Source organism: Paenibacillus sp. AD87, assembly GCF_001659845.1.
Lineage (GTDB): Bacteria > Bacillota > Bacilli > Paenibacillales > Paenibacillaceae > Paenibacillus > Paenibacillus marchantiae.
In genome coordinates, this window is sequence record NZ_LXQN01000007.1 from 2,563,802 (window position 1) to 2,583,067 (window position 19,266).

Below are 19,266 nucleotides of genomic sequence, written 5' to 3' on the forward strand. Positions count from 1 at the left end.
ATCCTGTGTATTAGAATGAAATACAAGCATTTCAAAAAGAGATGCCCCGGCTAATCTGCATTAGCGTGGGCATCTCTTTATGTTCAACGACCTACTTTGCAGCATATAGGGCCGTCTTAAACTATTTGGGTACTTTACAACGTTTCGACTATTCTCCGCGAACAACACGAAACCCCTGATCCGGACCAAAACCATTTGCATCAAATTTTCCTCGAAAAGCGATCTCGTTATTGTTGACACCACCGATCCAGCCCCCGCCTTTTATTACCCGAAATGAAGCCATTTGGCTCTCAGCATCGCTGTACCAGTCCCAGCACCATTCTCTTACATTGCCAGACATATCGTAGATTCCAAGCTCGTTGGGCTGTTGGGTACCAATCGATTTGGTTTTGGTTTTGTTGCTCTCTATGGCAGGCCAGTTCCAGTCTCCAGTTAAGATTTTGTCCCCGGCGTTCTTCCAATACCATGCGACTTTGTCGGCGTTGTTGCTGCCGCTGTATGTGTAATTCTTGCTCTCCTGACCTCCGCTTGCGGCATATTCCCATTCCGCTTCTGTAGGCAGTCGGTAACCGTTAGTTCCCTCATTAATCGTTACTGTCCATTTTATATTATCGTTATCATTCTTATTATTCAGGTCTTGGGTATCCTTATCGATGTTGTAATGCGGCTTCAAGCCCTCTTGTATACTTCTTTGATTGCAATATTCTACCGCGTCATACCAACTCACCATTTCTACTGGTAATTGATCTCCTTTGAATCCAGAGGGGTTGTTTCCCATGATCTCTTCCCACTCTTTTTGAGTTACCTCATATTTTCCGATATAAAAGTTCGAAAGAGTCGCATTTCTTCCAGAAAAATTGGACTTGTTGTTCTTAAACGTTCCACCTTGCACGAATACAAGGTTATCCTCCGGTTCGGGTTTATCCTGCGAACAAGCACTCATCACTACCATCGTTGCTATTAAAAAGAACATTAATAGCTTTCTCATTGAACAATCTCCTTTAAACTAATGGGAAAATAATTGGCTATGATACCTATCATTCGTATCCGGCAACGTCGAAGGCCATTTGTCTGACTTAAACGGCCTTCAACATATCCGGACTGATGGTAGATCTGAGGAAAAGGCATTGAGCCTGTCCCTAATGTATAAAAATCTGTTTTACTTACGTTAAATGGGGTTGCTTACCGTGGATTACTTACCACACCGTTACGTTGGAACTTCCGCTGCTTTGATATCCTTCTGTCGCTAACACCTGGTATGACCAACTGCTACCCAGATTCATTCCTTTACTTGCCCATGCGTTCACATGGTTGCTGAATGTAATAGCGGAGTTAACCCCGGTCGCTCTCTTCGATTGTCTTACGCTCCAGTACTGGGCAAAGGTTTGTGTACCGTCAATGGAAGGTGCATTGTATCGCATCGTTGTATAGATGTCATAGGTTCCTCCGTCACTGGTGACAGTACCTTTAAGCGTTCCTGTTGGTCGGTAAGTGCCCCAGCTATCTACAACGTAATATTCAATGAGTGCATTTCTTGTCCACCCGTAAAGTGTCAAATATCCATTACCGGATGGAGACCAAACGCCAGCATTATAATTAATTGTCCGGTTTGGAGATCCAACATTCCAGCCTTTACCGACGACAAAATTACCGCTATTCTGCCATGTCACACTGTAATTGCCGCCTGATCCATTCACGGCATTGACCGTACCGCCGCCATCGGTCCAATTTTGCCAATAATCTGTCGCTGCACTTGAGGTTGCTGCAAACACGCCAAAACTCATGGAAGCCGCAAGAATGACCGTCAACATTTTTTTGCTAAATTTAAACATACTCTACCTCCCAATATGATTGTATTTGCCCTATCGACTGCTTTCGTCTGATTCTCGGTTGAAGTTTTCAATTACCATTTGATGCAATTATTTTTTTACTTTCACCTCCTTTCTGACTAAATTATAGAATGATAGCGGTTACATAAAAACCTGACAAATTAAAGATTAATCTCTAATATGTTTAGATCTATATCTGCTTTCCTTCTAAAAATCGACTTGTACCTATAAGAAAACAAATATGCAAAAAGCCGCCCAGAAGGGCGGCTGTGAAAGTGATGCTGAGGATATTAGTGATGGATAGACTACACATTAATAAATTATTTTAGCATTACGGACCAGTCTGGGTCTTTGTACCTTTTATCCACTACACGTCTTACCAGGATAAGTTCCTCCGGGATGTGGTCTAACCCCATAATTCGATATTCATAAGGCTGTTGATGATTGCGATCCCCCATGCTAATAAACCCCTCTCTCCAATTATCGGTAAGCGTATTTTTTAAAGTTGACGCTCCCCTCTTATTAATGTCATACTGCTTGCCTGCTGAATCGTATGCTTTCCATTCTTCATTGTTTATTTCGTTATCCATTTCCCCGTAGAACGATACGGCTGTTTCAAATGTGGCATCAGGGTTTTGTGAGTCCTCAAGCGACGTCCCAACCAACTCTATGCGGTCTGTTAATATTTGAAAAGATTTGGGTTCTATCAGCTCCGATGGCCTAAAGGAAATTCTGCTACCGTCTGTTTCCGCGACCGAGTAACCATCCAAAATAAAACGATATGGTTCATGCTCTGGCAAGTACTTGAAAATATAACTCCAACGAATCTTCCCGTCTCCAATGACTGCATAATCAGTAGACATCAGACTAACCATGTCACCATTCTTTCTCGAATTTACCGAATGAATTTCTTCATTCTCTTTAGTTTCAAAGTGAAAGCTCAACATCTGCTTTTCCCATAAATCACCGGGTGACCTTGCCATTGCAGCATCATTAAGTTCAGTCTCCAGTTCAAAACGAACTCCTTGCACCATTCTCGTTAACCTCTTTAAAGTGACTGCCATTCCGTGTGGCGTTGTGTAGCTACCAGACAATTCTTCTATTTTCGTTTGCTGGTTAGCCTCTCTCATATCTATATCAAAGCTAAAGTTCCAATCTCCTTCAATGGAAGGCTCATTCTTGTTGCCAAGCGTCTCGATATTCCCTTCTATCGTAATCTTGTCTGTCTCCAATGGCTCATTGAAGAAAGCAACCATATAATAAAAATCATTTGTGTACCCCATATCGTACATGGTGTCCAAGTCTTTACCATCAGCATCTTTAATTGTAATGTTGTTCAGATCTCCAAGGAGTAACTTATGGCGATCGTGCTTACCTTTTTTATCAAAGAGTTGAAGAGCCATCGTCACTCGGGTAGGGTCTGCAACAGCTTCATCAATTACCAGCGTATAACCTTTGTCCTTTACTTTGATATGAGGATTATGAACTAGTCCCAATTCTTGTGCCCGCAATAGTCCAATATCTGGGTTATCCTTGGAAAATAAAGACCGAATCATCTCACCAAATGTTGGTACGGAATAAATCGATACCGCTCCCAAGATGAAAAAGAGGGCTATAACTGCTGCTGACCATCTCCATTTTTTATGGGGATATTTCTTTTTTACCTTCTGCTCAGAAATGGAGGAAAGTGCGTTCTCCATAGCAAGTTGTACTGTATCAGGAATGATCAGGTCTTTTCTTTTAGCATTTAATAATTGCTTGATCTCACGGTCAACCGGATCATGAAAATTCATATTTGCCCTCTCCTTCCCCTAGAACGAGTTCTGATAATTGTCGTCTGGCCCTGAATAACCTTGACTTTACTGTTCCTTCAGAAACTTCAAGCACTCTAGCTATTTCCTTGACCGATAAGTCCTCGATATAAAAAAGTGTCACGATGGTTTGAAGCTGTTCATCCAATTCGTCAATTACCTCAAACAGCTCAATTTGTTCAAAATCCCCCTTATAAGATGTCTTTCTCATATCATAAGGGACAAGGGATACTCGCTTTTTTTTCTTAATAATCCGATTACACTCATTAATTAAAATCCGAATGATCCAAGTTTTAAAATAAGTTGGCTCTTTCAGTGTATGTACATTAGAAAAAGCTTTAGCAATGGTCTCCTGTATCGCATCTGCACAATCTTCATCCGTTTTAACGATTGATCTTCCTATAACAAATAGGCTTTGTTGAACAGCACGTATTAAAAATACAAAAGCTTCCTTATCTCCTTGTCTTGCAAGTTCGGCTTTTTCTGATAAATCCACCAATGCTCCCCCTTTCCTTCATTTCTTCTATTCATTAGATCATCCTATACTTGGTTTGGTTCACGAGAAAACAATAATCTTTTTTTTCCAATTCTACCCCGTATCTTTTTAATGACTTGATTCGTTTACAAAGAGATACTTTATTTATAAATTTCTTTCTACGGAGGATTAATATTATGGAAATTTCAAAGGGAGTCGAAATGCTCCATCTGGACTATCATGGGAATGTGATACACCCTATTCTTTTAAAGGATCAAGAAATGACTATTCTAATAGACACTGGTTTTCCAGGTCAATTTGAGGATTTACGTGTGGCAATGGAGAAGGCTGGCGTTTCAATAGACCAATTAAATGCAGTTATTTTGACCCATCAGGATGTAGATCATATAGGGAATCTACCGGAGATTTTACAGACGCGTGGCAAAGCTATTAATGTATATGCACACGAATTGGATAAGCCGTACATCCAAGGGGAACTGCCTCTGATAAAGGATGGTCACCTGGAGAATCCCCCGAAGGGCACAGTAAACCATACTTTAATAGATGGTCAGGAACTGCCGTTTTGCGGCGGGATTCGCGTTATTCACACGCCTGGGCATACACCCGGTCATATCAGTCTTTATTTGAAGGAAAGTAAAACTCTCATTGCCGGGGACTCCATGTACAGTGTAGACGGTATGCTTGGTGGAATTCACGCCCCGACCACACCGGATATGATTGCAGCAAAGCTCTCGTTGAGAAAATATGCAGATTTCGACATTACATCTGTCATTTGTTACCACGGGGGATTAAGTGATGTAAATGTGAAAGATCAGATAGCAGAACTCATCCAAGATTAAAGTTTCAATATACACTTTTGGAGAGTATTATTCGGTTATATTAAAACCAGACTGCTCATTTTGCTGTCATTATAAATCGTAAAGACGATTCTTCAGGTGCTCGCCACCCGTGGAACGTCTTTTTTCGTTGAAGAGAATAAGTAAATCATTGGACATTTTTGTTGCAAACCCATTATTGTTCGTATACAATAAAACAAATTAGTTGTTCTATAAATATAGAACAAGAAAGACCAGGGGGAAATTCGAGCTATGAACTACAAAGTGGAAGTTGATTTCGCGCCCATTTATGAATGTGTAAGTAGCCTGACGGTTTTCATGAGCAAACAGAATCATAATGCTCTGGATGCTGGAAAACTATGGGTCAGAGAAGTACAAGATCGGTTCGCACCTTCCAAACTACAACAAATGCGGGAGACGATGAAACTTGTAGATGATTTTAGCCTTGCACCTTATATTTGGAGTTGTCCCGGTGAACGCTCAGTGAGTGGTTTTTTGGATTGGCTTGAAGACCTAACCACGGGCCAGCTATATGACATCGCTGCTAATGTGAAGTTGTCCGTTCCCTCCAATCTCCCGGAACTGCGCAGCCGGACATCCGAAGCGCTGCGTGAATGGGATACCCACTATTTCAGCCAAATTGATTCGGCGATTATCGAAGGTCTCGCCTTAGAAGCTGAAACCAGACGGTCCAGTTTAAACGGAACCAATGACTTAGAGGTCTATGAGGAGGCAACAGAAGGTATGCGTCTATACCCCACCCCTCTGCTCAAACAAGTGATTCTAATCCCTCAATATCATGCTCGTCCCTTTGTCACCTCAGCCATCTTTGATGAAGTGATTTTCACAAGTTACTCTGCCGATATTCTCCCACCAGCAACGGGTCGGCCTGAACATCGGTTGTTGCGTCTAACACGAGCTTTGTCCGACGAGACCAGATTATATATCCTCCGCCTGTTGGCTGGAAGGCAGTTAACATTCACTGAGATCGTTAGCAAGGTTAAACTTTCTAAAAGTACGGTTCACTACCACCTGATTTCATTAAGGGCAGCGGGGCTTGTCATCGTGCATTATAACCAGAAAACGACCTCTTACAGCTTGCGTTTAGAAGCTCTCAACAAGCTTTCGGAACAGATTTCAGCTTATATTGAAGAATGATGATCATGCCCTTTAACCTACGCACACGGAGGAACACTCATGCTTAAGCGCAGTTATTATGGTTTACTAGCGACTGTCACTCTGAGTTCATTTGGTGACGTATTTGGTCTTCTGGCTATGGAATGGCTTGTCTATGAAATAACTGCATCTAAGATGGCCATGGGTGCGATGGCACTAAGCTTTAGCATTCCAGAAGTGGCCATTCGGTTGCTCGGCTCGCCGTTAGCCGATCGGTTACACCGAGGGCGGTTCATGGCAGTGCTTGCTTCTGTTAGGTTGCTTGCTCTCTTATTACCGCTGAGTCTGGGACTCGCAGGCCACTTGCAATTATGGCATCTTTTCCTGGCCGCAGGACTAAGCGGGGCATGTTCTGCCCTATTCATGCCCACCGCAATGGCAATTATTCCCGGAGTATCAGATAAACACAAATTGGTGCGTGCATTCGCGGTAATCGACGGCTGCCGTAATGCAGCTGCTTTGTTGGGCCCAGCCTTAGCCGGAGCTCTTACTGCCGTAGCTGGGGCGTTGCCAACGCTGGGCATCAACGCCGTTTGTTACACCGCCGCCATTGCCACGTTGCTCTATCTGCCCACAATGCAGAAGCCAGTAGCAGCTAAGTCCTCATTTTCAATTAAGGCTTATTTCAGAGATATCCATGAAGGTTTCTCCTTTTATCGTAGTTTCCCGGCCATGCTTTCGATTATGGGAATGGTTTCGATCAGCAACATGTCTTCTGTAGCGATCTGGACGATGATGATTCCTTTTGTTCGTGAAGTGTTAAATCGGGATGCCGCTGCTATGGGTACACTCACCACTGCTTCAGCATGTGGCACATTAATAGGACTTTTGGTCATCTCGTGGATGGGTGAAATCAAAAGACGACGGACAGTTATGTTGTGCAGCCTAGCCGCCATCGGGCTTTTTAACGCCTTACTGGGCCTATTCCCGAGTTATCCGTTTGCGCTCGTTGCCTTATGTGCCGCTGGTGCAGCAGGACCTTTCTTTGGTTCTCTCAGTTCAGCTTTGCATGGTACACTTGTCCCCGGACCTCTTCAAGGCCGAGTCAACTCAATACGGGTCCTCATTGGTGGCGGACTACAGCCTGTAGGTGCTTTTGCAGGTGCAGCGGTTGCAGAACTCTATGGTCTGCCTTTCTTATTCTTGTCTTTGGGTCTGCTCCCCTTGCTTTGTTCGGTCGCCGCAGCTTTCCTTCCCAACCTGAAGAATTTAGATGGTGATTTATCTACTTTACAGAATAGAACACAATTAAATTCTTATAACAAGGTAATTAACACATTATAGGAATATCATTTTTTTAAAATAGGTGAATCTCTGGATTAGTTGTGTGTATCCGCTATAGCTGACTTGTAATCTACAAATCGGATACACACCGCACAAAAAAGAACGACAATCCCGATCAAGGTTTTGTCGTTCCTCATTCATTTAAATTTTCTTTCCTATATCTTCTCCGCTACAGCAGTTCGAACTGAAGCTGAGGTTCTGTTATCTCAGTTTTCCCTTCCAGCTGTACAGCGCCATATCCCAATTCCAGAACCGCAGCAATTCGCTCGTTGCCTAACACGCCAAACTTTTCAGCACGACTCCGGTCGTACATCCAGTCATGCAACGTACTGCGCACACCCAGGCCCTGTTCATGGGCAAGCAAACGAAAATTTTGGATCAGACAGCAGACAGCTGCAAAGTCCTCTTCCCGCTTATGATGATCCGCCTCTTCCTTCACCAGAACCAGAAGATACGCTGGAGCGTGCTCCTGCATTCCCTGCATGAGTTTCCCATTACGATTATCGGCAAAAATAAATCGCCACGGCTCACGAAGTCCATCATTTGGCGCCCACACGGCGTGATTGAGCAATTCAAGGATTAGCTCCTGTGATACCGGTCGATCCAAAAAATATTTCGGACTGTGTATGCCCCCTTGCAGATCGGACAATTCCATATTTACATCCTCCCCTTCTACGTAGTCTGACCCTGAAATACAGTCCACTTTTGCTCAGCTGGTGTTCTTTTCCGGCTTCTTGGCGCTTTGTCGTAATATCCCATATGAAGAATGCCAACAAATCTTTCATCCTCACGCAGTCCAATTCCTTTGAAAAAGCCTTCATTCTGAATCATGGACTCTGTATCCCACAGCATTCCTAACCCTTGTTCCCATCCCAGCAGTTGGAAGCTCTGCATCATCCCGCAGGCAGCCGCATAATTGCGGTCATTGGTCAGACGATCCGGTCCTACAGTCGACATAACAATGACATGAGCAGGAATATCGGTAAACCTCTTTTTAAACACATCCAGCAGTTTTCCCGGAATCAACTTGCCGAACTTGCTCTGCGACATCTGTTCCAGCATGCAGTCCACCAACCGTTTGCGTGCTTCGGGAGTTCCGGCATAAACAACACGCCATGAGCCAGATTCAACAGATGGTTGAAGCCGTGTAGCCTTGTGCAGCAATTCAACAACCAACTCCTGTTCCACCGGTGTAGAATTACATTTACGAATACTTCTCCGTTCCCTGATCAATTCTGCAAGACTCAAGTGTTTCACTCTCCTTCAGTTTATCTGGATTCCATATCCATGCTGCTGTCTTGAAGAAATTGAAGTATTATTTTCAGCTCCGGTTCCGAATATTTGTCCAAAGAACGATAGAACCGTTCAGCCTCAAGTACATGTAAACGTTCATGTAGTTCAAAGATCTTCTTGCCTTGTGGTGACAACCGGAAATAGCTCTCCTTTTTGTTGTCATTCATTTTCGTACGTTTAACGAATCCTTCCTCCAGCAGTTTGTTGCCGATCTTGGTAATGCTTGCTTTGGACAAATTCATCGCCTCGGCAATACCCGTGTTGTTAATAGGCTCATGCTTGCCAATGCAATCTATCATATGAATCGCGGTCAAATGCTGAGGGATTTTGTCCATGCTTTCCCGCTGGGCGATACTTAGAAAATGTTCAATTTCCGTATCCTTGTGATTCTCATATACATGTAAAAAGCGGATAAATTGGTCATACAGTAACTGTTTTGATCGATCGTTTGAATCCATTCTTCAATCGCTCCTTATTTACCTATAAATAATAAAAAAACCTTAAATAATGAATCTAATGCACTAATTCAACCGCAAATAGTTTACTTGTTAACAATAATATATCATAAGTGAGAACAGTTATCAACTATTTCCTCTGGTAAAAGAAAAAAATTAGAATTAAGCCCTTTTCTCAACTGTGGAACAAAGAACTAAAAAATATCACCATGACCAAAGGTGAAACGACAATACTTTTGACCATTAACTCTAAAAAGATACTGGTTAACCAAGAGGCAGTTTCTCTGGATGTTCCTGCGGAATTAAACGATAACACCACCTATGTCCCGGCGCGGTTTATCAGTCAAACTTTAGGCGCTGACGTGCAATGGAATCAACAAACCAGCCAAGCAACTATTACTCTTGATGGTAAGCAACTACAGGTAACGATGGCAAAACCCAAAGTGCAAGTGCCCAATACAAAGAGAATAACGGCCAAACAACAGCAAATCTTCGTTGACAAATTAAATGAAGCGACAAATCTGTCGTCCATTAAGCAAATTCGGACATACTTTAGCGCCTATTTTACAGATCGTTTTATCAATCAAATTATTCAGGATAAAGGGCTGGAAAGTAGATCATGTTGAATTTTCATTAATAGACGAGATACTTAATCCTTAAGATCATCTCTCTTGATAAGAGAAATCCATTAACTATTGAACAATTTTGCTTTTTCAAGTACTATCAATCTAAACAATCTAAACAATTTAAACGATCATATGTAACTGGCGAACACGGTGAACCGTGAGGGAGCATATGGTTTTGTAATAAGCCGTACGCCTGGGCAGAGGTAAGGAATATTTATTTCCTTGCCTCTTTTTTTATGTTGAAAGGGCGATGTGAAAATGAGAACTGACACACTGATCTTAAATGGACAAACGGTAGCGGATTTTATGAAAGAAGACATGGCCTCGAAGGTTGCCATTCTGAAGGAAAAAGGTATTCAGCCTTGTCTCGCAACAATTCTCGTCGGAGATGATCCTTCTTCAGCGACTTATGTGCGAATGAAAGGAAATGCTTGTGCTCGATTAGGCGTGCATTCTATTAAGGTCGTTCTTTCTGCGGATACCACCACGGATGAATTAATTCAAGAAATTAACAAGCTAAATGATGACCCTTCCGTACACGGTATTTTGCTTCAGCACCCTGTCCCGAATCACATCGATGAAAGAGCAGCTTTTGATGCCATTAGCATCGAGAAGGACGTTGACGGTGTTACGACTCTCGGTTTTGCACTTAATGCTTTTGGAGACGCAGAATTCCCTTCGTGTACACCACAGGCTATTATGCGCATTTTGGATTTCTACAATATTCAGATCGAGGGCAAACATGCAGTTGTCATCGGAAGAAGTCCAATTCTGGGCAAACCTGTCTCAGCCATGCTGCTCAACCGGAATGCAACGGTGACGACTTGCCACTCTAAAACCGTGAATCTGGAAGAAATCGTGAAGCTTGGCGATATCATAATTGCAGCCGTGGGCAAACCGCTCTTTATTAAAGGAGACTGGATTAAACCAGGTGCTGTCGTTATTGATGCAGGTTATAACAAAGGCAACGTCGGAGATGTGGACTACGAAGCTTGCTTTGTTCCTTCTTCAGCAATTACACCTGTACCGGGCGGTGTTGGTCCTGTAACGATTGCGACGCTCATTGAACATACGATTAAATCTGCCTACAAGCTGTCTGAAAATGCATAATTGAATTAGCCAAAAAACAAGGTCCCTCCAGTTGACGAGGGGCCTGTTTTGTTTTTGAATAAGCTCGAATTGAAAATAAGAAAATATATAGATCTTTTTTTCTCTTTTTACAAACGGACCATATCTATATTATTATGAACAAGGCTTAGGAAGGAGATAAACATAACTTGAAACCTTTAGTACAGCTCCTGCATTTTGGTTATCATCAGGCGATGAGTTGCATTTTTCCTGTGGCGATCTTTGGAACGTTGGCCCTTTCTAGCGTAATTCAGATACCCTTTCTTTATCGCTATGATGCCATTCTGCTTGTTTTATTAGCAGTACAATACCTTATGTACCGGAGCGGATTGGAAACACGTGATGAAATCAAAGTCATATGTATATTTCACGTGATTGGATTGGTACTGGAGATGTATAAGGTGTGGATGGGATCCTGGTCATACCCTGAGCCTGGTTATACCAAGCTCTTTGGCGTTCCCCTTTATAGCGGATTTATGTATGCAAGTGTAGCAAGCTTTATGTGCCAAATATGGCGCAGATTGCGTATGGACATGACAGGCTGGCCTGGGTTTGCATCTTCGGTTCTGTTAGGAGGAGCCATCTATATCAACTTTTTCACACATCATTTTATTCCCGATTTCCGTTGGTGGTTGACCGCTCTGGTATTTATTGTTTTTCGTAAAACATGGATTATCTATCGGGTACGATTAACTACCTATCGAATGCCGTTAACGCTCGCTTTTGTCATCGTAGGTTTTTTCATCTGGACTGCTGAAAATATAGCTACATTTTTTAACGGCTGGAAATACCCTGACCAGCATGACTCCTGGCAACTGGTCAGTTTTAGCAAGATCAGTTCGTGGTTCCTTTTGGTGATTATTAGTGTCATCATTGTGGCCCAACTGAAATATGTCAAAGCTAGTCGAAAATAATGAGTAGGAGGATACAATGGAAGACTTTATTTTGTGGTTGAAATATGTGTTATTAGGTATCGTACAAGGGGCTACAGAGCCTATTCCGGTTTCTTCAAGCGGACATTTGATTATCGTTCAACGACTGCTTGGCATGCAGCAGAACGGATTATCCTTTGAAATTTTGACAAACACAGCCTCACTGATTGCCATTATGTTTATTTTTCGGGAAGATATCAAAAAACTTATTGTAGGAGGCTGGCGATTTCTAGTCTCTCGCAATGCGGAGTACAGAGCAGATTTTATGTTTTGTCTATACATAATCATTGGTACTCTGCCTGCTGCGATTGGGGCTGTGCTATTCAAGGATAAAATTGAAGAAATATTCACTTCTGTCTATACGGTTGCGATTAGTTTACTGATCACAGGGGTTGCGCTGTGGCTTATTCGAAACCTTCGCGGGCGCAAAAGAGATGGGGATTTGTCTGCGAAAGACGCAGTACTGGTGGGTCTGGCTCAAGCGGTGGCTCTTATTCCGGGAATAAGCCGCTCTGGTGCAACAGTGATTGCATCTATTGCTGTCGGGATGAAACAAGAAACGGCGTTGAAATTTTCTTTTATGCTCTACATTCCGATCAGCATTGGCGGGGTAATATTAGGGGCTTCTGACATTGTAACCGATCCGCACCGAGCGCAGTTAGCTATACCTTACATTTTAGCGTTCATTACGACCCTTATCGTAACCTACTTTTCAATGAGATGGTTCATGGGAATTATGGCAAGAGGGAACTTGATTTACTTTTCATACTATTGCTTCGTAGTCGGAATTCTTTTACTTATTTTTTTGTAAACCCGAATTTTCCTTGTAACGTATAAGGGAACAACCCTAAACAATGGGTTGTTCCCTTTTTATTGTCTTCCAGACTTGACGATCCCGCCCTACTCGCAGGTTCCGTACGAACACTCTTTAACGTTCTCCCAGAACCATGGCACCCATGCCATTCGGATCATCAATTTGTTTATGGGTTACGAGTTCTCCTTTATCGTTGAATCCCTTCATTTCATACGGAATTGTTGCAGACGAGGGCAGTGATACAAACCAGATAATGCTTTCCGGCCCCACCTCAACCAACTTGGCTTCGGCAACTACTGGTTTCTCATTTCCCTCAAACTCGACTGTTACACGCTGAATAGCCGGGTCTAATATATGTCCAAACAGCATAGGGAAAGGTGTCGATATGTGACTCAATTCAGGTATGCTCATGTAATCCAGTGCAGACGTGAATTGAGATGATTCACCAATGGAATATCCGCCACCCCATGCCCACTTCCATCCGAATATTATTTTCCGAGCATACTCCATCTGAAGATTGCTGTTATTTTCCTGACCCGTTTTTTGTTTGAACAAAATTATGCCGCCGTCTACCGGTTCTTGATGAATGATTTGTAATGAATCATCATTATTTCTAAACTTTCGGATCGCTTCTTCAGCTGTTTTTCCTATAGGAATATGCATGGTTTCACTCATTCCCATTGCTTTGGACATGCGCCGATCGGCTAGTCCGCCAGGTCTGTCATTAACATAAAAAAATGCGATGCACGTTATGAGCAAAAGTAAAATGACTATCGCAGTAATTCGAATGATTCGTTTGCTTCGCATTTTTGGCATTACGATGTCCATTCACTCCTTAAGATGACGATGACGACTATTCGCCCTGAACCGTAGATAAGGAAACAAGGACCGGACTAGCGAAATCGGAGGCTTCTTCCCCTTTGGGATTGTGAAGACGGAATAAAAAAGCGTCACCTTTTTCTGATTTCCAGACCATATAATCGTTTATCCCTTTTTCACCTGAAGCTTGAAGATAAAGCTCGGCGAAACCAAGCGGGTGCTCAATCAACTCGCCACTATAATCAGTCACCGCACCGAATTTTTCCAAGTTCTCCTGCCCAGTTGTCTTAAGCTTTTCCAGATCATAATCCGAGGGCAGTGGTTCAATATCCACATAGTAGTCCGGATTGCTTGTCAGCGACAAGCGGCCTTTGGCAGCATCAAAAGAAAACTTCTCGAACACGTACAATGTAAAACCTTCCCCTTGATGCAAGGTGGCCGTTTGTGATGAATTCCCCTCCCCTGTCATCAAATCAAAACTTTCTGTTTGCGGTCGTGTCGTTTCAGATGTTTCCTCATTTTCTGTGGTTGGAGCTGTAACCGACTCATTTGTTGGTGCTGATGGTTCAGAGATTGCAGGCAGCTCTGTTTCTCCAGAGCAAGCTGTAAGTGCAAGAGACATGACAAACATCGGGATTATAATCAAAACAGAACGAAGTTCTTTCAATTGTATCACTCCTTACAAGTTTAATGGTCAATATGTTATTACCCGTGGAAGCGAATGGAAACCATATGATTGCCCCTTCCACCTCTGAACAATAAGTTATGTTTAAAACGAAAAAAAGTCGCCATAATGGCGACTTTTTACGTAAATTAGATTTTACAAACTGTAAAATTAATCGAACTTATAGGTCCAAAACGCTTCTCTTCCAAACCGATTTCGGATTTGTTCATCATCCAATTTCCCCTTGCCAACAAGTTCCGGCGCTTGGAATTGTGAACGGTGAGCTCGAATCGAAGCCATTTTCTTGGCAAGGAATCCGCTCACGTCTTCAATCACATCCGCTTTCCCGATGCTCTCTTCGTGATTGTTCGAGAATGCGCAGCAGTACACAATAGGTCTCTCCTCTGCGGGCAATCGACCAATCGTTCGCGTAACCGCGGCTCCGGTTGCATCATGATCGGGATGCACACTATACCCCGGATAGAAAGTAATGACCAGTGAAGGGTTAAGCTCCTTGATCAGGGCCAAGATGTGGCCATCTAGCAGCTCAGGGTCTTCAAACTCGATCATTTTATCATGAAAACCGAGCATCCTTAAGTCTTGAATACCAATCGCATTGGAGGACTCTATGAGTTCATCCTTACGGATTATTGGCAAGGTGACCCGGTTGGCAAATGGAGGGATGCCCATATTACGTCCCATCTCCCCTAGAGTCAGGCAAGCATAAGTGACTTGAGCACCGCCTTCTATGTACTTCGCCAACGTTCCCGAAGCAGTGAATGCTTCATCATCGGGATGGGGAAACACAACTAAAATGCGCTGATGTTCAATCTGTTTGTTATTCATGCTTATTTGATCCTCCGCTTTCATCAGAACAATTCCCGACTAAGTTGTAAAGCTACAACCAGCTTTCCTTGACTATCGTGACCAGCCAGAATGAGTCGTTCTTTTTCCAGCTCGTCAATGTGTGTAAGTCCCTCAGCGTATATCCAGCCGTGAGTGGTTTTTAAACCAACTCGGTATGGGCCTGTGCCCGAGATAGATCCTTGCGTATATCGTATGACCGCATTGGAAATGAATGCCGACCCCGGATGCCTTGTGCTATCGAAGTGACTGGCGTAAGCACCTGACGTGAGTTCGAGGTGTAAATATAGGTCCTGATCGAGAAGTTGATTGATCCGGTGTTGGATGTCTTGAGGCTCTATTGGCTGCATGGCGGCCTCCTTTTTAGTAAAAAGTAACGTTCTACATCCATTTTAACATATGTCCCGTGAGAATAAACATGGAATGAGTAAGCGAATGTTTGGAATACTCTCTATTTACTGTTTTCTAAAGAATCCTCTTCCTTCTGCACGGGTTCGGAGCACTCTCTTCTTAACAGGGCAATTTCATGTCGATAAGGTGCACTTTTATATTTTATTTTGCCAATCGACGGCGTCTCAAGCAGTTTCGGAATTGACACGAGTTGGGGATGATGTACGATATAATCCAAAGTCTGAAGTCCGATATGTCCGTGCCCAATGTTTTCATGGCGATCTTTCCTCGATCCCCGCACATTCTTGGAGTCATTGATATGCAGTACTTTTAATCGATCAAGGCCAAGCACCTTATCAAACTGCTCAAGTACCCCATCAAAATTATGAACAATATCGTATCCGGCATCATGAACATGACAAGTATCCAGACATATGGAAATCCGTTCATTCCGTTGCACGCCATCGACAATCTGTGCCAGTTCTTCAAAGCTTGTTCCGCACTCTGTTCCTTTTCCCGCCATCGTCTCCAACGAAATCTGTACCTCCGGGTGATTATCGTCTTGTAATACTTCATTTAATCCCCGGATTATTTGTCGAATACCGATGTCCAATCCAGCATTTACGTGGGCCCCGGGGTGAAGAACAAGCTGATTTGATCCAAGTGATGCCGTTCGTTCGATCTCGTCTCGCATGAATTGTACGCTAAAATCAAACACCTCTCGTTTGCAACTATTCGCCAGATTAATCAGGAATGGAGCATGCACGACAATATTGGAAATGCCATGCTGCTTCATGTGCAAATGACCTGCTTCTATATTATATTGCGAAATAGATTTTCGTTTCGAATTCTGCGGTGCGCCAGTGTACATCAGAAAAGTAGATGCACCGTAAGAAGCGGCTTCTTTACTAGCCTGGAGAAGCATCTCTTTTCCTCCAAAGGATACATGCGATCCAATCAGCAGATCACTACTTTTCATCATTACCAACCACCCTCTCCTGTTGAAACCATCATTCAATTATCAATGAAATGGGTTGGATTGGCTAATGGGAAATGACGGTGGTGAAGGAGATCAGAGGAAGGCATCATTTGGTCGCAATAACTTACATGTTTAAGGCAAAAAAGCCGCCAATTGGCGGCTTGATATGCATTTCAGTTCTCGTTACAACCATTTTCATTCTCAACGCTTGGCTTCCGGTTCAGGGAGTAACCGATACGTTATCGAAGTGTGTATGCTTGTTTGCCGTTCTAACACCGATTTTGCCATGCGTGAACGGATTCAAGCTGTTGTCCGTATAATCGATCTTCGGAGTGACCATATCATCCACATAAACTTTGATGTTTGTACCATTAACGGCAACTTTCATATGATACCAGGTATTGGTGGAATATGATTGCGCGTTGCTCTTGAGGAGCGCCCAATTATAATTCATCTTGCCCAGACTGACTCCGCTTGTGGTCAGATAAGCATAATATCCTTGTAAAGCATCATAATTGTTCTGGCCTCGCTCTGTGCCGTGGGATGGATTGGACACTCTGACAAGTAACCCCCCGTCTCCCCCTGAGTCAATCATCTTAATATCCGCCTCGACCGTATAATCTGCCCATCCTGAATCTCCAAATGTAGATTTGGCAGGTCCGGTGCTCGCTGCACTGTATTCACCGTTCTCTACAGCCCAGGTTCCTTCAAACCGTGTCCATCCATTATCGTCGCCGTCGTTAAAATTATCACTTACACTTGTCACATCAACATTCTTCTGAAACGTCATTCTTGAGAAATCAGCCTCGCCTGTTACGAATTCAACCTTTAATTCTCGTTGTCCAGCATTTAAATAAACTTTTTTCTTCGATATGTTTTTCCAATTATCCCATCCACCCGTATTAGGTACATTGACGATACCCGTTAAGTCGGTCGAACCATCCCACACTCGGATCTGAGCCCCGTCCAACGAGGTAGCCATGCGAAAATCAATATCGTAATATCCACTTGACTCCACGTTTACTTTGTATTTATACCATTCTCCCGTCTGATTCCAGCCTAAGTTGAACAGTCCTTCGTTATTCAGGCGAATATCACCAGCATCGGTCCGATAGGCCCCGCCCAGGTTCCCAGCCGTTGTATCGTGATAAGCGACACCTTCGCCTCCTTTCATATAATGAACGGCCTCGATTGTTCCTGGAATCGGCTTGGAGGCATTCCATGCACTGCTTCCGTTCACATCATTGTTAAAAGCAGTATAGCCGAAGTCCGCATGTGTATCCTCTGTCAGAACACCAATTTTGCCTGCTCCTACATTGGCGGTACGCGTTGCTTTGAACATACCATCTACGTAGTATTTAAACGTTGATCCCGATTTTTCTATCCGTATGTTATGCCATTTCGAATAATTGAAGTCGGCAGGCAGATCGAATGTTTGCCAAGCCTGATCCACACCGTTAATTCGGAAAAATGTCTCAAGTCTTTTGTTTTTCGAACTGATCAGCGCAACACCGTAGTTGTTCTCATTCGTATAGGAGAATGTAGCGCCGTATCTCGGATTGGTGGACGTTCCCCGATTCATTTCCTTCATGTTAAATTCAGCCGTATAATCCGATGCGCTGCTCAAAGCCGTCACTTGTTTATACCAAGTTGAGCTGCCCATTGAATTTTGCCACATGAGTTCCTGATTGTAGATGCCCCAATTACCACCGTTCACGTTTGACCAATTACTTCCGATTGCAGAACGATCGAAGTAGTCATAGAAAACAGGCATTTCTGGATTGGGTTGATCCGTTGAAGTCGGACCTTGCACGATCATCTTGTCGTTGTTCCATACAATTCGGTCCATGTTCAGATGCCGCAGCGGTCCAATGATTCCGTTACCTTCCAAATTGTGATACATCATATAGTGAGTGTCCAGATTAGGTCCTGTTACTACAGTGTTGTGTCCCAATCCCACGGTTGGGCCCTCTGTACGAATTAATACCGGGTTTGTGCTATCGGTAACATATCCGGACCTCGGACCTGTGGTGCTAACAGCCACATCGACCCGATATCCTTTGCTAAATACATGGTTACCTGTATAGGTCATATAGTATTTTCCATTTCGTTTGAAGACGGTTGAACCCTCAGTCCAGCCTCCCATCCCCACTCCTGTTGACGCACTCACTCCGATCTCAGTTGGACTGCTCATCGGTGCTGCGTCTATGCGGCCCTGTGCGGCATGATAGAAGCTGAACGAACCATCATCGTCAATGAACACATTACCGTCAATCGACTTTCCAAGGTTGCCCGTTACTACATTGAAGGGTCCGGTGGGACTTGTGCTGCTCAGCACGTAATGACCTTTACCGGCAGGTGATGTATACATATAGAACATGCCATTCCAGTAAACGACTTCAGGAGCATAAGCTCCGTGCGTAATGGGATCTGTTGCAGCTAATCCACGGTACGACCAATTCACCAGGTCTTTGGAGCTCCAGACTTTGACACCGTCGTCCGTATCTCTTGTGCTTACATACAGGTAATAGTATCCATTAAATTTCAATACATAGGGGTCCCCGAGTCCATATTGTCCCCATTCATCCGGTAACGTTTGCGGATTTTGATAGGCTGTGGCAGGGAGTGGCACCGACGAAACCATTAATAAAATGACCAATATCGTGAACATGAATCGACGACTCTTCCTCACATGATTTCCTCCTAGTCTGTTTTTTGTTATCGCTTACAAATACATCAGGGTTCTCTACTTGCGCTTCTGTCTTACATCTGAAGAACTTGTTTTCTTCTGCACAACGGCTAACCGTTATAACCGTATGTACAGACATAATCGAATCTCTTCAGCGGGTGTTGAAATCTAGCATAAAGTA

Annotated in this window: 20 protein-coding genes and 1 riboswitch; of the genes, 7 read left to right on the forward strand and 13 right to left on the reverse strand. The window is 43.4% G+C overall.

Annotation, left to right across the window (positions count from 1 at the left end; genetic code table 11):
* Positions 1-148 precede the first annotated feature (148 nt).
* From gpAD87_RS11235 to gpAD87_RS11250, 4 genes are all read right to left on the reverse strand, one after another.
* Complete coding sequence (locus gpAD87_RS11235) at positions 149-988, reverse strand: formylglycine-generating enzyme family protein (RefSeq protein ID WP_064638406.1); 840 nt, start codon at positions 986-988, stop codon at positions 149-151.
* Positions 989-1,196: 208 nt separating this feature from the next.
* Positions 1,197-1,832 (reverse strand): glycoside hydrolase family 11 protein, encoded by a 636-nt coding sequence (locus tag gpAD87_RS11240; RefSeq protein WP_064638409.1) that lies wholly within the window; start codon positions 1,830-1,832, stop codon positions 1,197-1,199.
* A 317-nt stretch (positions 1,833-2,149) separates the two neighbouring features.
* Entirely contained in the window at positions 2,150-3,622 is a 1,473-nt protein-coding gene (locus gpAD87_RS31475) for a DUF4179 domain-containing protein (protein WP_082935081.1), read from the reverse strand.
* Entirely contained in the window at positions 3,609-4,136 is a 528-nt protein-coding gene (locus tag gpAD87_RS11250; RefSeq protein WP_064638412.1) for a sigma-70 family RNA polymerase sigma factor, read from the reverse strand. The genes gpAD87_RS31475 and gpAD87_RS11250 overlap by 14 nt, the downstream gene beginning before the upstream one ends.
* Positions 4,137-4,312: 176 nt before the next feature.
* On the opposite strand from gpAD87_RS11250, the gene gpAD87_RS11255 reads away from it, so the two are divergent.
* From gpAD87_RS11255 to gpAD87_RS11265, 3 genes are all read left to right on the forward strand, one after another.
* Positions 4,313-4,975: an MBL fold metallo-hydrolase gene (locus gpAD87_RS11255; protein WP_064638415.1), complete on the forward strand. Its 663-nt coding sequence runs from the start codon at positions 4,313-4,315 to the stop codon at positions 4,973-4,975.
* 249 nt (positions 4,976-5,224) lie between these two features.
* Complete coding sequence (locus gpAD87_RS11260) at positions 5,225-6,130, forward strand: ArsR/SmtB family transcription factor (RefSeq protein WP_064638417.1); 906 nt, start codon at positions 5,225-5,227, stop codon at positions 6,128-6,130.
* A gap of 39 nt (positions 6,131-6,169) precedes the next feature.
* On the forward strand, positions 6,170-7,432 hold the full coding sequence (locus gpAD87_RS11265) for an MFS transporter (protein ID WP_064638419.1): 1,263 nt from the start codon (positions 6,170-6,172) through the stop codon (positions 7,430-7,432).
* A gap of 169 nt (positions 7,433-7,601) precedes the next feature.
* Here gpAD87_RS11265 and gpAD87_RS11270 read toward each other — a convergent pair whose 3' ends face one another.
* From gpAD87_RS11270 to gpAD87_RS11280, 3 genes are read right to left on the reverse strand one after another with little or no spacing between them, the layout of a single operon-like run.
* On the reverse strand, positions 7,602-8,087 hold the full coding sequence (locus gpAD87_RS11270) for a nitroreductase family protein (protein WP_063565029.1): 486 nt from the start codon (positions 8,085-8,087) through the stop codon (positions 7,602-7,604).
* A 17-nt stretch (positions 8,088-8,104) separates the two neighbouring features.
* Positions 8,105-8,680, reverse strand: a complete 576-nt coding sequence (locus gpAD87_RS11275) for a nitroreductase family protein (RefSeq protein WP_082935082.1) — start codon at positions 8,678-8,680, stop codon at positions 8,105-8,107.
* A 20-nt stretch (positions 8,681-8,700) separates the two neighbouring features.
* Positions 8,701-9,183 (reverse strand): MarR family transcriptional regulator, encoded by a 483-nt coding sequence (locus gpAD87_RS11280; protein ID WP_064638424.1) that lies wholly within the window; start codon positions 9,181-9,183, stop codon positions 8,701-8,703.
* Positions 9,184-9,359: 176 nt separating this feature from the next.
* On the opposite strand from gpAD87_RS11280, the gene gpAD87_RS11285 reads away from it, so the two are divergent.
* The 4 genes from gpAD87_RS11285 to gpAD87_RS11300 all read left to right on the forward strand — a co-directional run bounded on the left by gpAD87_RS11285 (position 9,360) and on the right by gpAD87_RS11300 (position 12,677).
* A complete protein-coding gene (locus tag gpAD87_RS11285) occupies positions 9,360-9,806 on the forward strand; it encodes a copper amine oxidase N-terminal domain-containing protein (RefSeq protein ID WP_269453523.1) in 447 nt (148 codons plus the stop codon).
* Positions 9,807-9,930: 124 nt separating this feature from the next.
* A riboswitch (ZMP/ZTP riboswitch) is annotated at positions 9,931-10,012 on the forward strand.
* Between the two features lie 52 nt (positions 10,013-10,064).
* The gene (locus gpAD87_RS11290; RefSeq protein ID WP_064638428.1) at positions 10,065-10,916 is read left to right on the forward strand and encodes a bifunctional 5,10-methylenetetrahydrofolate dehydrogenase/5,10-methenyltetrahydrofolate cyclohydrolase; all 852 of its coding nucleotides are present in this window, start codon (positions 10,065-10,067) and stop codon (positions 10,914-10,916) included.
* Positions 10,917-11,083: 167 nt separating this feature from the next.
* On the forward strand, positions 11,084-11,848 hold the full coding sequence (locus gpAD87_RS11295) for a DUF817 domain-containing protein (protein WP_082935084.1): 765 nt from the start codon (positions 11,084-11,086) through the stop codon (positions 11,846-11,848).
* A 16-nt stretch (positions 11,849-11,864) separates the two neighbouring features.
* Positions 11,865-12,677, forward strand: coding sequence for an undecaprenyl-diphosphate phosphatase (locus gpAD87_RS11300; RefSeq protein WP_063565034.1), 813 nt, complete (start codon positions 11,865-11,867; stop codon positions 12,675-12,677).
* Between the two features lie 117 nt (positions 12,678-12,794).
* On the opposite strand, the gene gpAD87_RS11305 is transcribed toward gpAD87_RS11300, so the two are convergent.
* From gpAD87_RS11305 to gpAD87_RS11330, 6 genes are all read right to left on the reverse strand, one after another.
* The gene (locus gpAD87_RS11305; RefSeq protein WP_231952514.1) at positions 12,795-13,508 is read right to left on the reverse strand and encodes a hypothetical protein; all 714 of its coding nucleotides are present in this window, start codon (positions 13,506-13,508) and stop codon (positions 12,795-12,797) included.
* Positions 13,509-13,533: 25 nt separating this feature from the next.
* Entirely contained in the window at positions 13,534-14,175 is a 642-nt protein-coding gene (locus gpAD87_RS11310; protein ID WP_442950718.1) for a hypothetical protein, read from the reverse strand.
* Between the two features lie 159 nt (positions 14,176-14,334).
* The gene (gene bshB2 / locus gpAD87_RS11315) at positions 14,335-15,009 is read right to left on the reverse strand and encodes a bacillithiol biosynthesis deacetylase BshB2 (protein ID WP_064640862.1); all 675 of its coding nucleotides are present in this window, start codon (positions 15,007-15,009) and stop codon (positions 14,335-14,337) included.
* Positions 15,010-15,032: 23 nt separating this feature from the next.
* Positions 15,033-15,377 (reverse strand): YojF family protein, encoded by a 345-nt coding sequence (locus tag gpAD87_RS11320; protein ID WP_064638434.1) that lies wholly within the window; start codon positions 15,375-15,377, stop codon positions 15,033-15,035.
* Positions 15,378-15,478: 101 nt separating this feature from the next.
* Positions 15,479-16,399 carry a deoxyribonuclease IV gene (locus gpAD87_RS11325; protein ID WP_231952515.1) on the reverse strand — a complete coding sequence of 307 codons (921 nt, stop codon included), beginning with the start codon at positions 16,397-16,399 and terminating at the stop codon, positions 15,479-15,481.
* 217 nt (positions 16,400-16,616) lie between these two features.
* Complete coding sequence (locus tag gpAD87_RS11330; RefSeq protein ID WP_231952516.1) at positions 16,617-19,088, reverse strand: family 43 glycosylhydrolase; 2,472 nt, start codon at positions 19,086-19,088, stop codon at positions 16,617-16,619.
* Positions 19,089-19,266 lie beyond the last annotated feature (178 nt).

What these genes read in the sequence shown, in the direction of transcription:
- gpAD87_RS11260 (WP_064638417.1), top strand. Translation starts at nt 5,225, where the DNA reads ATGAACTACAAAGTGGAAGTTGATTTCGCGCCCATTTATGAATGTGTA.
- bshB2 (WP_064640862.1), bottom strand. Translation starts at nt 15,009, where the DNA reads ATGAATAACAAACAGATTGAACATCAGCGCATTTTAGTTGTGTTTCCC.
- gpAD87_RS11300 (WP_063565034.1), top strand. Translation starts at nt 11,865, where the DNA reads ATGGAAGACTTTATTTTGTGGTTGAAATATGTGTTATTAGGTATCGTA.
- gpAD87_RS11290 (WP_064638428.1), top strand. Translation starts at nt 10,065, where the DNA reads ATGAGAACTGACACACTGATCTTAAATGGACAAACGGTAGCGGATTTT.
- gpAD87_RS11305 (WP_231952514.1), bottom strand. Translation starts at nt 13,508, where the DNA reads ATGGACATCGTAATGCCAAAAATGCGAAGCAAACGAATCATTCGAATT.
- gpAD87_RS11255 (WP_064638415.1), top strand. Translation starts at nt 4,313, where the DNA reads ATGGAAATTTCAAAGGGAGTCGAAATGCTCCATCTGGACTATCATGGG.
- gpAD87_RS11235 (WP_064638406.1), bottom strand. Translation starts at nt 988, where the DNA reads ATGAGAAAGCTATTAATGTTCTTTTTAATAGCAACGATGGTAGTGATG.
- gpAD87_RS11265 (WP_064638419.1), top strand. Translation starts at nt 6,170, where the DNA reads ATGCTTAAGCGCAGTTATTATGGTTTACTAGCGACTGTCACTCTGAGT.
- gpAD87_RS11280 (WP_064638424.1), bottom strand. Translation starts at nt 9,183, where the DNA reads ATGGATTCAAACGATCGATCAAAACAGTTACTGTATGACCAATTTATC.
- gpAD87_RS11320 (WP_064638434.1), bottom strand. Translation starts at nt 15,377, where the DNA reads ATGCAGCCAATAGAGCCTCAAGACATCCAACACCGGATCAATCAACTT.
- gpAD87_RS11240 (WP_064638409.1), bottom strand. Translation starts at nt 1,832, where the DNA reads ATGTTTAAATTTAGCAAAAAAATGTTGACGGTCATTCTTGCGGCTTCC.
- gpAD87_RS11325 (WP_231952515.1), bottom strand. Translation starts at nt 16,399, where the DNA reads ATGATGAAAAGTAGTGATCTGCTGATTGGATCGCATGTATCCTTTGGA.
- gpAD87_RS31475 (WP_082935081.1), bottom strand. Translation starts at nt 3,622, where the DNA reads ATGAATTTTCATGATCCGGTTGACCGTGAGATCAAGCAATTATTAAAT.
- gpAD87_RS11270 (WP_063565029.1), bottom strand. Translation starts at nt 8,087, where the DNA reads ATGGAATTGTCCGATCTGCAAGGGGGCATACACAGTCCGAAATATTTT.